A 14,071-nucleotide genomic window follows, 5' to 3' on the forward strand; every position below is an offset into this window, starting at 1 on the left:
ATTTCAGTTCCCTGAATCAACCACTTCGAGAGTAATACCGCGTCGGCGCTTGAACGCCTCGAGCCGGTCATCGCCGGCCTGGTCATCGGTGATTAGCGTCCAGTGGCTCAGCATGGGGGTCCAGTGCTGCTGGCGAGCGCTCCCCAGCTTGGACGAATCCGCCAGCACGACCACGTGCAGTGCGCGGCGGATCATCATCTCCTTGAGATACGCCTGCTCGGCGCTCGCCTCACAAAGCCCCAGATCCGCCACGACGCCGTCGGCGCTCATGAACAGCTTGTCGACCGATAGCCGCTCGAGTGCTGCCTGAGCGGTCACTCCGTAGGTGGTCATACTGGCCGCGCGCAAATCCCCGCCGAGAAACGTCACCTTGCAATCCATGATGGCCGCCAGCGCAGGGAGCGCCCCCAGATTGTTGGTGAACACGTGTAGTCCTCGACGCTGCCCGAGCAGCCTGGCTAGCGCCGAGGTGGTGGATCCACCGTCGAGCAGCAGCGTGTCGCCATCCTCGATGTGTGCAAGGGCGGCTTGAGCCAGATGCGCCTTTACGTCGCCCCGCTCTTGCTGGCGCTGAGAAAGCGGTAGCTCCGGCTCACGCTTACCCACCACCGCGGCGGCGCCGCCATAGGTACGCACGATGTACCCTTCGTCGGCCAGCGCCGAAAGATCGCGCCGTACCGTGGCTTCCGAGATATCGAAGCGCTCGCAAAGAGTTTCTACATCGGTGATGCCGTTGTGAACTGCCTCCAGCATGGCACTGCGGCGCTTGGCGACTTTCATTGAGGCTCCTTACGGCGGGCTCGAATGCTCGGCATCAGGTTGAACGAGTATCAGGATGAAAAAGACACGCCGTGGCGCTTGGCAACGATGTCAGAAAGCTCGGGCACGAAGCTCTCGCCGGCGCCTTCCTCGAGCGCGCTGGCATAAAGATCCTTGATCGCGTGAGCAACCCCCGCTTGAACCTTCAGATCATCGGCCAGATTGGCCACATAGCGAATGTCCTTGCCGGCATTGGCCAGCGAAAAACGGTGCGCATCGCGGTCGCGCTCCAGCACGTACTGGAAAAACGTCTGATAGAAACCGCTGTCCATCCGGCTGCCGCGAATGACGCTGTCGAATACCGCCGGCGTCACCCCTGCCTTGGCCCCGATGGTGAGCGCTTCCGAGTAGATCGCACCATAGCCCATGGCCAGGAACTGATTGAGCAGTTTCATGGTATGGCCGGCACCCGCCGGGCCGACGTGCAGAATTTTGCCCGCCCAGCACTCGAGGACCGGGCGCACCGCTTCGAGCGTCGCCTCATCGGTACCCACGATCGCCTGTAGCTCGCCAGACTCCGCCTGGGTGGGCGTGCCGCCCAGCGCGGCGTCCATGAAGGTAACACCCTTGGCTGCCAGGGTCTCGTTCAGCCGCCGTGTGAGGGTCGGGTCCGAGGTCGAGCAGTCGACGATGACGAGCCCTTCGTGGGCGCCGGACGCCAGGCCCTGCTCACCTTCGACGATCGCCTCGACGTCAGGCGCACCGGGTACGCAAATGAACACGATATCCGAGCACTGCGCCAACGCCTGGGCCGAGTCTACCGCTTGAGCGCCAAGCTCGAGAAGCGGTGTCAGACTCTTTTGGCGAGGATCGTAAACCGACATCGAATAACCGCCCTGAATGATATTACGCGCGATATTGACGCCCATCAGGCCCAGGCCGATAAAACCGATACGTTTCATTCTACATTCTCCTTGACAGTGCTTGTGGTGATAGGCTTTTCACGGCGATTGGCGAGATCGACGGCCTGGGTAAGTGCTTCCAGAAGGCTGCGCTCGTCGGCGATGCCCTTGCCGGCGATATCGAAGGCAGTGCCGTGGTCCACCGAGGTACGAATGACCGGCATTCCCACGGTCACGTTCACCCCGGCCTCGAGCCCCATGACCTTGACCGGACCATGCCCCTGGTCGTGATACATCGCCACGACCACATCGAAGTCGCCGCGTCCGGCGCGGAAGAACAGCGTGTCCGCCGGCAGCGGCCCCTGAACATTCCAGCCCCGAGCGGTGAGTGCTTCGATGGCGGGTACGATCTTCTGCTCCTCTTCACCGTAACCGAACAGACCGTTCTCGCCGGCGTGAGGATTAATGCCGCATACCCCGATGCGCGGGTTGTCGATACCGGCGCGCACTAACGTATCGTGGGCGCGCTCGATGGTGCGCTGCACGAGCCCCGGCTCGATACGATTGATGGCATCCAGAAGCCCGATATGGGTCGTGACGTGGATCACGCGAAGATTGGGGGCCACCAACATCATCGACACCTCATCGATGCCGGTCAGGTGCGCCAGCATCTCGGTATGGCCCGGGTAGATATGGCCGCCGGCGTGCAGCGCCTCCTTGTTCAATGGGGCCGTGCAAATGGCGTCCAGCTCGCCCTTTTGGGTCAGCTCGACGGTGCGCGCGATGAACTGGTAGGCGGCGTCGCCGGCTACCGGCGATACCTGGCCATAGGGCAGGTCATCGGGGATCAATCCAAGATCGATGCAATCAAGAGTGCCCGGGGCGAACGTCGCTTCGCTGACCTCATCGATGACGTTGATCACAAGCTCGCTACCGACGATCTGGCCCGCCTTTTTCAAACGGCCTGCGTCGCCGATGACCAGCGGCCGGCAGACGTTATAGACACTCTCATGGGCCAACGCCTTCATGATGACTTCAGGGCCGATGCCCGCGGCATCGCCCATGGTGATACCTACGACAGGAAGGTAGCTCATTGGTACTGTTACTCCGAAATTATCAGGTCGAAAAGCTGCACGTCCGTTGTCAACGAGGTGCACGGCGACGAACGAGGGTTTGCCAAACCTCGGTCAGGGTCTGCTCCCGACCGAAGGCGCCCGCCTTGGTCACCACCGGTGCGCCCAGGCTTGTGACCGAAAGCGCTACCCCAGGCTCGAGCTCGTCCAGCAGGCGCATTCGATCAATGTCCGCCGCGCCCAGCAGCGCGCGTGCCGTTTCGCCGCCGGTGGCGACCAGCGCACCGATGCGGTCGAGATGCCCCCCCAAGTGGCTGGCCAGGCGCTGAGACAATGCGTAGCCATTGATGGACGCATCCGGGGCCTGCCGTGCCAAAGTGACCAGTACGTCCTGCCCCCGCTCGATAGCGCGCTGCGCGCCAGCCAATGCCTCGGGTATCTCGGTCGATGCGAGCAGCTCGTCGATAGCGACCGTAAAGCAGGCCATATTCTCGCCGCCCTGGGCAAGGAGATGATCGACCTGGCGATGCGAGATCGCGGACATGCTGCCCACGACGGTCAGCACCGGCCCCGCCACCGTAACGCCAGGCTGGGCATTGGCCGCCTTTCCACTGAGTAGCGAAGCGCATATCGCGTTGGAGAGCCCGGCCGAGCCGACCCAGAAAATGCCACTAAGCTGCCGAGCGGCGCGCGCGAGGCAGTCCAGATCTTCGTCGGTTTCCGCATCGCACACCACGGCCCCGACGCCTCGGTCGCGGTGCCCAAGCAGGAGCCGGCCGAGCGCGTCGACCGGAGTATTGCGCAACGCATCAAGGGACAAATACGCCGACTCCACGCCCACTTCATCGAGCAGCCCATCGAGCGATGCCCTACCCTGGCGACCCTCGTTCTGCCATACCGGCGTCTGTTCTACCGGAGTGTCGTCGATGTATTGGCGTGCGCCGCGGGTGTAGCGTTTCATTAGCGGCATGGCCGGGGCCACGATCGCCATGCCTGCCTCGGGAATCAGCGCGGCGACTTCCTGCGCCCAGTTGCCGCGCAGAGTCGAATCGATTTTCTTGTAGAGCCCAGGCCCTGAGCTGCGCACCGACCGCCAGGTATCGACGTTGACGGCGGCTGCCGCCTCGGGCGCCAGGTGGCGCGAATCCGTATCGAACACCACTACCTCGGCCTGGTTGAGGCTCTTGCGCGCCAGCTCGATGGAGGTCTTCAAGCCGGCCCGGGCGAAACTCACCGCGCAGTCCGCCGCCCCGGAAAGGTCGTCGGCCAAAATGATCAATCGCGTCGGCCCGGTAAGCGGCGTGGTTGACGTTTCAACCATCAGCGATAGACCTGCATCAGTTCGTCGAGCTTGAAGCGTTGCTCTTCGCTCAGCGGTAGCGCCGGCGCGCGGGTGGGGCCAGCGGGCATGCCCATCAACTCCGCTGCCGCCTTGAGTACCACCGGCATGGTCGCCATGCCGAAGGCGGTTCGCAGAACGCGCAGTTTTTCCTGGGACTCGCGGGCCGTTTCCATATCGCCCGCCTGAAAAGCGTTGTAGATACTCATCACCGTATCGGGTACCGCATTGGTGGTGGCCGCCACGGCACCATCGGCGCCTGCCAGAAGTCCCCAAAGAATGAGCGAATCGGTACCGGTAAACACCGCGAAGTCGTCGCGCTTCAAGCCGATGAGCTGGGTCAGTCGATCGAAATCCCCGCCGCTGTCCTTGATGCCCTGGATCATGGGCAGGTGCGAAAGCTCGGCGACGGTATCGACATTGATGGTGCCGCCGGTCTTGGCGGGAATGTTGTACAGCATGAACGGCAGCGTCGCCTGCTCGGCGATCGCGGTGTAGTGAGTCACCAGCTCGCGCTGGGATACCGCGTTGAAGTAGGGCGTGATGATCGAACAGGCATCGACGCCGACCTGGGCCATTCGCGCGTTCATGTCGATCACCGCTTGAGTGGTGAAGGCGCCGGTGCCTGCGATCACCGGCACCCGGCCTCGAGCCTGGTCGACCACGATACGCGCTACGTCGATTTTTTCTTCATCATCGAGCGCGAAGAACTCGCCGTTGGTGCCCAGCGCGAAGAGCCCATGAACGCCCTTTTCGACCAGGGTGTCCACCAGCGTGCGTAGGCCAGCTTCATCAACGGTCTGGCGGTCGGTCAGCGGCGTAATCAGGGCGGGAATGATCCCCTTGAATGGCGTCATGAACCTTTTCCTATATGAATTACGATCGAATCGATCATAAAATGATCGAAAAGAATAACAATCGCAACCATACGTCTATTTTACGACTTAGCGATATTCCTAAAATTCTACATAACCATATGTATTGAATAATATTTAAAATATTTTAACTTTCGTATATTAGCCAAAAGTTTAAATGCAAGGAATGATCAATTCGATCAATTTAGAACAACTGGAGCGTTTGGACGGTTGCGCCGGGCCTCTATTGAACCCCTTTCAGGTGTTAATTCGCTGCATAACAACAACCGGAGTCCACATGACGATACGTAAATCACTCAAAGCACTGCTCGCTTCCACGCTGCTGCTTCCCATGACCGCGGTGGCTCAGGATGCAACGGTTCGCATCATTTCCCAGGACCCGGGAACGGGCTGGTACGCCTACGGTTCGGCGGTAGGTGACATCATCAAAAAGTCTCAGGGCGAACTTGATCTGAACGCGGACGTGTTACCTCGCGGCGGCGGCATGATGAACCCGTTAGCCGTGGGCCAGGGGGCAGCGGACCTGGGCTTTGCCACTGCCAACGCCGCGCTTTGGGCGCGTGACGGCATCGGCGAGGAGTTTGAAGGCCGCGCCGCGGGAAATCTGCGTACGCTCGTCGGCGGCCTGCAGGCGGCCTACACGACCGTCGTCGCCCGCCGCGCCTACGTGGAGCGCACGGGGCTCGAAACCTTCGAGGAAATGGTCAACGCGGATAACCCGCCACGTTTCGTGCTCAAGCCCACCGGCTCCCAGGTGCCGATCCTGGCCGATCACATGTTCGAAGCCCTCGGCACCAGCCTCGACGAAATGCGCGACCAGGGCGCGATCAATCAGATCAGCACCGCTCAGATCGCGCAAATGATGCGCGATGGCACCGCAGACGTTTATATCGAAAACGCCCCGCTCGGCCAGGCCACCATGCAGGAGCTGGCGCTGACCACCGATCTCTTCTTCGCCCCCATGTCCGACGACATACTTGATCACATGACCGAGGTGGGCGTGCCGCGAATCACTCTGCCCGACGGCAGCTACGAAGGCATGGACGGTGACTACGCCACATCCAACACACCGACCATTCTGATCGTTAGTGCCGACATGGATGACGATATTGCCTATCAGGTCACCAGGGCCATGGTGGAAGCGCGTGACCAGCTTGCCGACTCCTTTCCGCCGCTGGCCGGCTGGGATCCCGAAGCCGGCGCTCAAGCCGACCAGGCAGTGCTCGAGCTGCACCCGGGTGCTGCCCGATACTACCGCGAGCGTGGCTGGATCGAGTAAGCGCCGGCCCGACGGTCATCCTCTGAACGTCAATCTCAACCGCCGTGACGCCGCCGCTTATCGCGGCGGCGCACCATTATCAATACGGCCTTCGATTCCGAGGTAAGTGCCTTGAAACCGTCCGACCTGCTGACTTTCCCGATGCTGATGCGCGTCATCCAGATTGGGCTGTCGTTTACTTACGTGGGCTATCTGCTCAAACATTTTTTCGATCCGGCATCACCGCTTGCAGCGGTGTCGTTTCACGTCTACATGGCCGTAGCGCTGGTTTTTGCCTTCAACCCCTTGAACTGGCAGTCGGGGTTGATGCGTTGGCTGGGCCGCGTAATCGATCTTGGCGGTATCGTCATGTCGATCGCCTTCGTGTGGATCTATCAAAGTGAAATGAGGCGTCTCGAGCGCCACCTCGAAATGATCGACCCGGTTCTGACCCTCGATATCTTCCTGCATGTCGTGGGCTTGATCCTGATTTTCGAAGCCGTTCGGCGCGCCGTGGGTTGGTCGCTTCTGATCGTGGTGATGGGCTTTCTGGCATACGCCTATCTGGGCCCGTATTTTCCGGGCTGGATGGCGTTCCCCGGTTTTTCGCTGTCGACGATGACCGAGCTGATCAGCATGAAAACCGACGGCATCTTCGGCGTCACGGCGACGGCGGCGATCAACTTCGTGTTCTATTTCGTCCTGTTCGGCACGGTGTTTACCCTGACCGGCGGCGGTGCGCTGTTCATCGATTTGGCCATGCGCATGACTGCCCGCCTGAAAGGAGGAGCGGCCAAGATGTCGCTGGTAGGCTCGGCACTTTTCGGCATGGTGTCGGGGTCGGCCATCGCCAATACCACCTCGACCGGCGCCCTGACCATTCCGATCATGAACCGTGCGGGTTACTCGAAAGATCAGGCCGCTGCCACCGAAGCGATCGCGTCTACCGGCGGCCAGCTCATGCCCCCCATCATGGGAGTGGCTGCCTTCGTCATGGCGGACCTTCTCGGCATACCCTACGGCACCATCGCGGCGGCGGCACTGATTCCTTCAGCCGCTTTCTATTTTGCTCTCTACGTCATCGTCGATCTACGCGCTCGGCGTTACGGCATCGGCAACGTACCCTCGGAGCTTCTCGATATCGATCCGGTGATGCCCCGCGCCCACCTGCTGGCCTCGCCCGTTGCCATGATCGCCTGCCTGATCGTCGGCTACTCCGCGCCCTATGCCGCACTCGTGGGAACGGTCACGGCGCTGATCGTACCTTTTCTGCGCAAGTCGACCCGCTTTGACCCGCGCAAGCTGTTCGAGGCGGTACTGGATGCGGCCAAGCAGATGGCGTGGATTTCAGCGCCTTTGGCCGCGGTCGGCATCGTTATGGTGGTCGCTACCCAATCGAACCTGGCGCTCAACTTCGTCAGCCTTCTCTCCGATGCAGGCACGGGGCAGCTGTATCTTTCGCTACTGCTGGTCATTCTGGGCTGCATCATCATGGGGATGGGGCTGCCAACCGTTGCCGCCTACATCATCGGGTCGCTGGTCTTCGTGCCCGCGCTGATGGATCTGGGCGTGGATCGTCTGGCGGCGAATCTATTCGTCCTTTACTACTGCGTTCTATCGATGGTGACGCCGCCAGTGGCACTTTGCTCCTACGCCGCAGCGGGCATTGCTCGCTCCGATGCGAACAAGACAGGCCTTCTCGCCTTCGGCTATTCGCTAGTGATCTTCCTGGTGCCCTTCGGCTTCATCAACGATCCCCACGTACTCTGGCAAGGCACGGGCATGGAGATTTTCATTGGTGCGGTAGGCATGCTGCTGGCCACGTTCTCCTGGGCGGTATTCTTGATGGGCTGGATGAACGGCAAGCTATCCTGGCTCGAGCGCGGTGTTTATCTGGTCATAAGCCTGGCGCTGATACTATCGCCAACGCTCTCCCAAATCTGGAGCGTCAGCGTACTGGCCGTCGTGATTCTGCTGGGGTGGTGTTTCACATTGCGTCCGCGCCTCATGCCCGCTCGAACGTAAAGTATCTCCGCTTCAAAAAGTGCGCCCGGCTACAAGCCAGGCGCACTTTTATCGATACCTACTTGCTCCATAAGAAAAGAAAGGCGCTCGCCAGCGCAGTTCGCATTTTTCGTTATCAAAGTCATTCCGCTTGCACGGCAGGCAAATTCTCCGAAAAATAGATCTCCATGGCCACGGTGCCGGTGGTTTCAGCCACTTCGCCGCTGGCGATCTCCATCGCGCGGGCGTAGATGGCGCTGGGGCTTTGGGTGATGACCATGTCCATTGTCCCGTCCACCAGCATGGTGCGCGTATCCGGCGTGAGCCCGTGGCCCATAAAGCAGATCTCCTCTTCTCGTCTCGATTCCCGCAGGGCGCGGCCGATACCGTCGGAGGAGCCGCCCACGTTGTAGATACCCACGATATCCGAATGCCTGGCCAACAGGCGGCTTGCATTGACGTAGTTTTCATCCCGATTGTCATGGCCTTCCTGGGGGCCGATTACCGTCAGGTGGGGAAAGCTCTCTTCGATCAGCGCCAGAAAACCCATTTCGCGCTCCATGTGAGCGCGGTAGGCGCGACTTGCGGCCACCAGCGCCACCTTTCCCGAGGCGGCGCGGCAAAAACGCCCCATCACTTTGGCGGCCGTGCGCCCGGCGGCGAAGTTATCGATGCCGATGTAGGCGCTGCGACTCGAGGTAGGCAAGTCGGAAATGATGGTCACCACCCGCTTGCCAAGACTGGTCAACTCGTCGATCACCTGGCGCACTCTGGGGTGCTCAATGGCCATGAAAACCACCACATCCGAGGGTTTTCCGTAGCGGCGCAGCGCCTGCACCAGCGCTTCGGGATCGACGCTTTCGATGAAGTGGCTGCTGACTTTCAAGGGTTCGACGGAGAGCTTGGCCATTTCGCGAACGTAGCGGTTGAGCCCAGTGAGATAGGGGTTGCTGCCCTGAGGCAATAGAAAGACCACCTTGGCGAAAGTAGGTCCGAGCCGCCGGTTCATGTCCGCTGCGTCCAGATAACCCACCTCGACGGCGGCCTTGAGTACTCGGGTCAGCGTCACCTTTCGCACGCCGGGTCGACGATTGAGCACGCGATCCACGGTCGCCGTCGACACCCCAGCGGCAGAAGCGATATCAGGAATCAGCGGACGCTTTACATCAAAAACCATCACGAATTCCTCATTGCCCAAGCACCCTGAGCTGCCCTAGCCTCAAACCTGCGGGTGGGTGAAAAACGCCTGGCTGCAAAACAATAAAAAACCATCAGCAGGAGAATAACAATGCTAGCCAAACTGGTACGCACTAGCCATCTCACGTTACTGGCCAGCGCTCTCGGATTGAGCGTTGCCACTGCCTCGGCTCAGGAAGTCACGCTGCGCTACGGGCACATGCACACGCCCAACTCTATCGCCGGCATGCAGGCCGAATGGCTGGCAGAGACCATCGAGGAGAAAACAGGCGGCGAGGTGAGCGTCGAAATGTACCCGAACTCCCAGCTTGGTCGGCTTCAGGAGCTTGCCGAAGCGGTCTCGACGGGGTCGATTGCGCTCTCCCACAACACCGCCGGTGCGATCGGCTCGCTGTACGGCCCCTTCGCCGCCTTTGATACACCCTACCTCTACCGCGACGTCGATCACCTGATGGCGGTGATGGATGTCGACTCGCCGGTCATGAGCGAGCTCAACGAGGAGCTCGCCGCGGCCTCCGGCGTGCGCCTTCTTTACGCCTTCTATTTCGGCACCCGGCACCTGACGGCGAATCAGGAAATTCTGACGCCCGAGGATCTCGACGGCGTCAAGATTCGTTCGATCCCCTTCCCCATCTATATGGCCACCGTCGAAGGCATGGGTGCCATTCCGGTGCCCGTCGACTGGTCGGAAGTGCCTACCGCGCTTGCCACCGGTGTAGTCGAGGGCCAGGAAAATCCGGTCAACGTCGTGGTCACCGCCAAACTCAACGAAGTGCAGAGTCATCTAATGCTGACCGGTCACATCAGCGCCGCCCAGGTCGTCGTGATCAGTGACGATACCTGGCAGTCGCTGTCGCCGGAAAACCAGGCAGCGATCGCCGAAGCCGCTCAGGAAGTACGCCAGCGCGCTACCGACGCCATGCTGGAGGCCGAAGCCAGCGACCTTGCAACACTTGAAGAGGCGGGCATGCAGATCGTTGGGCCAGAGCAGGGGTTAGACGTGGATGCCTTTCGAAGCCGCGTACAGGCGCGCATCGCCGAGGAGTTCGACGAGCAGTACGGCGATCTCTACCAGCTGATTCGCGAAACGCGCTAAGCCATGAGCGCTGAACACACTCTGGCTACACGAAGCCTTGGCCGGCTGAGCGAGCTCTTTCTGGCAATCGCGATGGCGCTACTCGTCGTCATCACCACGCTGGTGGTCGCCCAGGTCGTTGCCCGCAACCTGTTTAACACGGGACTTCCCTGGGCAGACGAGGCGGCGCGCTTTGCGGGTATCTCGATGGTGTATCTGGCCACCCCCTACCTGCTCTTTCACGGCCAGCACGTGGCGGTGACGATGCTGGCGGACGTCCTGTCGGGACTCAAGCGCAGGTTATGCCTGGCAATGGGTGAGCTTGCCACCCTGGGCTTCTGCGCGCTGACGCTCTACGGCTTCTATCGGTTTTTGCTACGCGCCGGGCGCTTTGCTTCGCCGGCGCTGGGCATTCCGAACCTGTGGCTCTACATGCCCGCGCTAATCAGCATCGCACTGCTGGCGGTGGTCTCGCTCTACCGACTTTCGCGGCTGACTTACCGGGAGGTGCCTTCATGTCCCTGACGCTCCTGTTGATCTTCGCGGCCAGTCTATTGCTCGGCGCACCAGTGGCGATCAGTCTGGGACTCTCCGCCGGCGCGGTCATTTTCCTTTATGACCTGCCGTTCACGGTGATGGCTCAGCGAGCGATCAACACCCTCGACAGCACGCCGCTTCTGGCGGTACCGCTATTCATACTTGCGGCGTCTCTATTGGGCGCGACCGGCGTCACTACGCATCTATTCGAGCTGATGCGCATGGTGGTCGGACGTATTCGCGGCGGAATGGCCCACGTCAATGTGCTCACCAGCCTGATCTTTTCCGGTATGTCCGGCGCGGCGCTGGCGGATATCGGCGCGCTCGGCGGCATCCAGATTCGTCAGATGGAGCAGCAGGGCTATACCAAACGGTTCGCCTCGGGCCTGACCATCGCCGCGGCGACCATCGGCCCGATCTTTCCGCCCTCGATACCGCTGATCATCTTCGCCACCGCCGCGGAGGTGTCGACCATTCGGGCGCTGCTGGCCGGGGTGCTTCCGGCCATTGTCGTGGCGATCGCGCTGATGGTTCAGATCGGTCTCATGGCTCGGTACTACCAGCTTCCCCGGGACGACGTGCAGCCAGGCTTGAGGGCGCTGGGTAAAAAAACGCTGATCTCGCTGCCTGCGCTGCTGGCACCGGTGCTGCTGGTGGGCGGCATGGTCAGCGGCTACTTCGGGCCGACGGAAGCGGCGGGGGTCACGACGGCCTACGCCCTGCTGATCGGTGTACTCATCTACCGCTCGCTTAGCCTGCGCTCGTTTCTCGAGTGCGCCCGCGAAACCGTGCTGTCGACGGCGAACGTTCTTTTCGTGGTGGCCTCGGCGGCGTTGTTTGCCTGGGTGCTGACCATGGACCGTATTCCGGCGCTTGCCGGCGAGTGGCTTTTGAACCTATCGGACAACCCGCTCGTCCTGCTGCTGTTATTGAATCTTCTGCTGCTAGTCGTGGGCATGTTTCTGGAGGCGATCGTGGCCATTTTGATCATCGCGCCGATCGTCACCCCGGCACTTTTACAGGCGGGGGTAGCGCCGGAGCAGCTCGGGGTGGTGTTCGTACTCAACCTGATGCTTGGGCTTTTGACGCCGCCGGTAGGCATGAGCCTCTACATGGTGTCGATCATTACCAAAATGCCGCTTTCGGAGATCATTCGCGGCGTGGCCACCTTCTATCTTTCACTCTTTGCAGCCCTGGCGCTGGTCACTCTGGTGCCCGCCTTCTCCACCTGGTTGCCCAACCTCGTCATGTAGGAAACGTCATGAGCCAATATCTTGGAGCGATTCGCCAACTGGGTTACGTGGTTACAGATATCGAAAAAGCCATGGCCTATTGGACCGATGTGATGGGCGTGGGGCCCTTTTTCTACAACCCCCGCGTGCCGATCAAGCACTATACCTACGAAGACCAGCAGTATGACGTTCACAACTCGGTGGCGCTGGCCAACTCCGGCTTTATTCAGGTGGAGCTGATCCAGACACGGGACGATACGCCCTCCATGTACCGCGACTTTCTCGAGGCGGGGCATACGGGCCTGCAGCACGTCGCCTTCTGGACCCAGCAGTACGATACCGATCTGGCCGCCATGGTGGCACGCGGGTATCGCGTCAAGATGAGCGGCGAGGTCGGCGCCAACGGCCGCTTCGCCTACTTCGACCGCGAGTACCACCCGGGCACCGTCATCGAGCTTTCCGAAGTGCTCGGCCCCAAGGGTCGGATGTTCGAGATGATTCGTGAGGCGTCAGAAAACTGGGACGGTAGCGACCCGGTACGCCCCTTCCCCGATCTATCGGAGCCCCGGAAATGATTCGCGCCACCTATCACCTGGAAACGCCGCTCGACCCGCACCAAGTGGCAGACATGATGGCCGGTGAACAGAGCTGCGCCACTTTCGTCAGGCTCGAGAGCGAAACCGACGCTCTACGTGAACGCTTCCGGGCGCGCGTAACGAGGCTCGAAGTGCTCGAGGAGCGAGCGGCGCCCACGCTTTACAGCGCCTATCTGGCGCGCAAAAACGTGCGCGGCCCTTGGAAGAAGGTAGCGGTCGACATCGAGTACCCCGAGAACAACGTCGGGGTGAACCTGCCGACCCTGGCGGCAACGGTGGCCGGCAATCTGTTCGATCTGGGCGAGCTGACCGGGCTTCGTCTGATGGCGATTGCGCTCACCCCTGAGTACCGCGACCGCTACCCGGGACCAAAGCTGGGGGTGGCGGGTACTCGCGAGGCCGTGGGGGCGTTCGAGCGCCCGCTCTTTGGCACCATCCTCAAGCCCAATATCGGCATGACCCCGGAGGAGACCGCCGATCTGGTCGAGCGGCTGTGCGAGGCGGGGGTGGATTTCATCAAGGATGACGAAATCGCCGGCAATCTTCCCCACGCGCCGGTCGAGGCGCGGGTTAGCGCAGTAATGCCGCGCATCAAACGCTACCGCGAGCGTAGCGGGCGCAACGTAATGGTGGCGTTCAATATCACCGACGAGCTCGACGCCATGCGCCGCCACGCCGACCACGTCCAAAGAGAGGGCGGCCACTGCGTGATGGCGAGTCTCAACTGGTGCGGGCTCTCGGCGATGCAGAGCCTGCGCGCCTCGACGGAACTCGCCATTCACGGCCACCGCAACGGTTTCGGCGCTTTCGCCCGCCACCCGGCGCTGGGCATCGACTTCAACGCCTATCAGACGCTTTACCGCCTGACCGGGATCGACCACATGCACGTGCACGGCATGAACGGCAAGTTCGCCGATGCCACCGAAGAGGTAGCCCAGGCGGCCAAACTGTCGCTCACGGCTCTTGGCGCGACCGACGATCGCGTGATGCCGGTGTTCTCCTCGGGCCAATGGGCGGGCACGCTGCCCTTCACCCTCGACAAGACCCAGAGCCCCGACTTCATGTTTCTTGCCGGTGGCGGCATTCTGGCCCATCCCGGCGGTGCGGCGGCAGGAGTCGCAAGCCTCAAAGAGGCCTGGCAGAGCATCGAAGCGGGTGAGCCGCTGTCCCGCTCTCACCGACCGGCGCTGAGTGAGGCGCTCGACTTTTTCGGCGGCCGCTAAT

At 61.4% G+C, this 14,071-nt stretch carries 13 protein-coding genes; 7 read left to right on the plus strand and 6 right to left on the minus strand.

All coding sequences use genetic code 11. From position 1 onward, the window contains the following. Positions 1-3 precede the first annotated feature (3 nt). Genes ACGK9R_RS06865 through dapA form a run of 5 tightly spaced genes read right to left on the minus strand, consistent with a single transcriptional unit; the run spans position 4 to position 4,930 of the window. Entirely contained in the window at positions 4-780 is a 777-nt protein-coding gene (locus ACGK9R_RS06865; protein ID WP_394579578.1) for a DeoR/GlpR family DNA-binding transcription regulator, read from the minus strand. A 50-nt stretch (positions 781-830) separates the two neighbouring features. Beyond that, positions 831-1,721, minus strand: a complete 891-nt coding sequence (locus tag ACGK9R_RS06870) for an NAD(P)-dependent oxidoreductase (protein WP_394579580.1) — start codon at positions 1,719-1,721, stop codon at positions 831-833. After that, a complete protein-coding gene (gene pdxA / locus ACGK9R_RS06875) occupies positions 1,718-2,755 on the minus strand; it encodes a 4-hydroxythreonine-4-phosphate dehydrogenase PdxA (RefSeq protein WP_394579582.1) in 1,038 nt (345 codons plus the stop codon). The genes ACGK9R_RS06870 and pdxA overlap by 4 nt, the downstream gene beginning before the upstream one ends. A 49-nt stretch (positions 2,756-2,804) precedes the next feature. Next, positions 2,805-4,055: a four-carbon acid sugar kinase family protein gene (locus ACGK9R_RS06880; RefSeq protein ID WP_394579584.1), complete on the minus strand. Its 1,251-nt coding sequence runs from the start codon at positions 4,053-4,055 to the stop codon at positions 2,805-2,807. Next, on the minus strand, positions 4,055-4,930 hold the full coding sequence (dapA, locus tag ACGK9R_RS06885; protein ID WP_394579586.1) for a 4-hydroxy-tetrahydrodipicolinate synthase: 876 nt from the start codon (positions 4,928-4,930) through the stop codon (positions 4,055-4,057). The genes ACGK9R_RS06880 and dapA overlap by 1 nt, the downstream gene beginning before the upstream one ends. Before the next feature lie 295 nt (positions 4,931-5,225). Here dapA and ACGK9R_RS06890 point away from each other — a divergent pair, with 295 nt between their 5' ends. Together ACGK9R_RS06890 and ACGK9R_RS06895 are read left to right on the plus strand one after the other, a co-directional pair. Further along, positions 5,226-6,227 (plus strand): TAXI family TRAP transporter solute-binding subunit, encoded by a 1,002-nt coding sequence (locus ACGK9R_RS06890; RefSeq protein WP_394579588.1) that lies wholly within the window; start codon positions 5,226-5,228, stop codon positions 6,225-6,227. A 111-nt stretch (positions 6,228-6,338) separates the two neighbouring features. Then, a complete protein-coding gene (locus ACGK9R_RS06895; RefSeq protein ID WP_394579590.1) occupies positions 6,339-8,231 on the plus strand; it encodes a TRAP transporter permease in 1,893 nt (630 codons plus the stop codon). Positions 8,232-8,352: 121 nt separating this feature from the next. On the opposite strand, the gene ACGK9R_RS06900 is transcribed toward ACGK9R_RS06895, so the two are convergent. After that, positions 8,353-9,387, minus strand: a complete 1,035-nt coding sequence (locus ACGK9R_RS06900) for a LacI family DNA-binding transcriptional regulator (protein ID WP_394579592.1) — start codon at positions 9,385-9,387, stop codon at positions 8,353-8,355. A gap of 111 nt (positions 9,388-9,498) precedes the next feature. On the opposite strand from ACGK9R_RS06900, the gene ACGK9R_RS06905 reads away from it, so the two are divergent. Genes ACGK9R_RS06905 through ACGK9R_RS06925 form a run of 5 tightly spaced genes read left to right on the plus strand, consistent with a single transcriptional unit; the run spans position 9,499 to position 14,070 of the window. Beyond that, positions 9,499-10,503 (plus strand): TRAP transporter substrate-binding protein, encoded by a 1,005-nt coding sequence (locus ACGK9R_RS06905; RefSeq protein ID WP_394579593.1) that lies wholly within the window; start codon positions 9,499-9,501, stop codon positions 10,501-10,503. A gap of 3 nt (positions 10,504-10,506) precedes the next feature. Further along, a complete protein-coding gene (locus ACGK9R_RS06910) occupies positions 10,507-11,007 on the plus strand; it encodes a TRAP transporter small permease (RefSeq protein WP_394579595.1) in 501 nt (166 codons plus the stop codon). Then, a complete protein-coding gene (locus ACGK9R_RS06915; RefSeq protein WP_394579597.1) occupies positions 10,998-12,272 on the plus strand; it encodes a TRAP transporter large permease in 1,275 nt (424 codons plus the stop codon). Before ACGK9R_RS06910 ends, ACGK9R_RS06915 begins: the two co-directional genes overlap by 10 nt. Before the next feature lie 8 nt (positions 12,273-12,280). Further along, a complete protein-coding gene (locus ACGK9R_RS06920; protein ID WP_394579599.1) occupies positions 12,281-12,826 on the plus strand; it encodes a VOC family protein in 546 nt (181 codons plus the stop codon). Then, the gene (locus ACGK9R_RS06925; protein ID WP_394579601.1) at positions 12,823-14,070 is read left to right on the plus strand and encodes a RuBisCO large subunit C-terminal-like domain-containing protein; all 1,248 of its coding nucleotides are present in this window, start codon (positions 12,823-12,825) and stop codon (positions 14,068-14,070) included. The genes ACGK9R_RS06920 and ACGK9R_RS06925 overlap by 4 nt, the downstream gene beginning before the upstream one ends. Position 14,071: the final 1 nt, after the last annotated feature.

Origin of the sequence: Halomonas sp. HNIBRBA4712, from assembly GCF_043558675.1 — a bacterium.
Lineage (GTDB): Bacteria > Pseudomonadota > Gammaproteobacteria > Pseudomonadales > Halomonadaceae > Vreelandella.

Coding starts and splice junctions, on each gene's coding strand:
- pdxA (WP_394579582.1), bottom strand. CDS start 2,755: ATGAGCTACCTTCCTGTCGTAGGTATCACCATGGGCGATGCCGCGGGC.
- ACGK9R_RS06905 (WP_394579593.1), top strand. CDS start 9,499: ATGCTAGCCAAACTGGTACGCACTAGCCATCTCACGTTACTGGCCAGC.
- ACGK9R_RS06890 (WP_394579588.1), top strand. CDS start 5,226: ATGACGATACGTAAATCACTCAAAGCACTGCTCGCTTCCACGCTGCTG.
- ACGK9R_RS06925 (WP_394579601.1), top strand. CDS start 12,823: ATGATTCGCGCCACCTATCACCTGGAAACGCCGCTCGACCCGCACCAA.
- ACGK9R_RS06920 (WP_394579599.1), top strand. CDS start 12,281: ATGAGCCAATATCTTGGAGCGATTCGCCAACTGGGTTACGTGGTTACA.
- ACGK9R_RS06870 (WP_394579580.1), bottom strand. CDS start 1,721: ATGAAACGTATCGGTTTTATCGGCCTGGGCCTGATGGGCGTCAATATC.
- ACGK9R_RS06865 (WP_394579578.1), bottom strand. CDS start 780: ATGAAAGTCGCCAAGCGCCGCAGTGCCATGCTGGAGGCAGTTCACAAC.
- ACGK9R_RS06910 (WP_394579595.1), top strand. CDS start 10,507: ATGAGCGCTGAACACACTCTGGCTACACGAAGCCTTGGCCGGCTGAGC.
- dapA (WP_394579586.1), bottom strand. CDS start 4,930: ATGACGCCATTCAAGGGGATCATTCCCGCCCTGATTACGCCGCTGACC.
- ACGK9R_RS06880 (WP_394579584.1), bottom strand. CDS start 4,055: ATGGTTGAAACGTCAACCACGCCGCTTACCGGGCCGACGCGATTGATC.
- ACGK9R_RS06900 (WP_394579592.1), bottom strand. CDS start 9,387: ATGGTTTTTGATGTAAAGCGTCCGCTGATTCCTGATATCGCTTCTGCC.
- ACGK9R_RS06915 (WP_394579597.1), top strand. CDS start 10,998: ATGTCCCTGACGCTCCTGTTGATCTTCGCGGCCAGTCTATTGCTCGGC.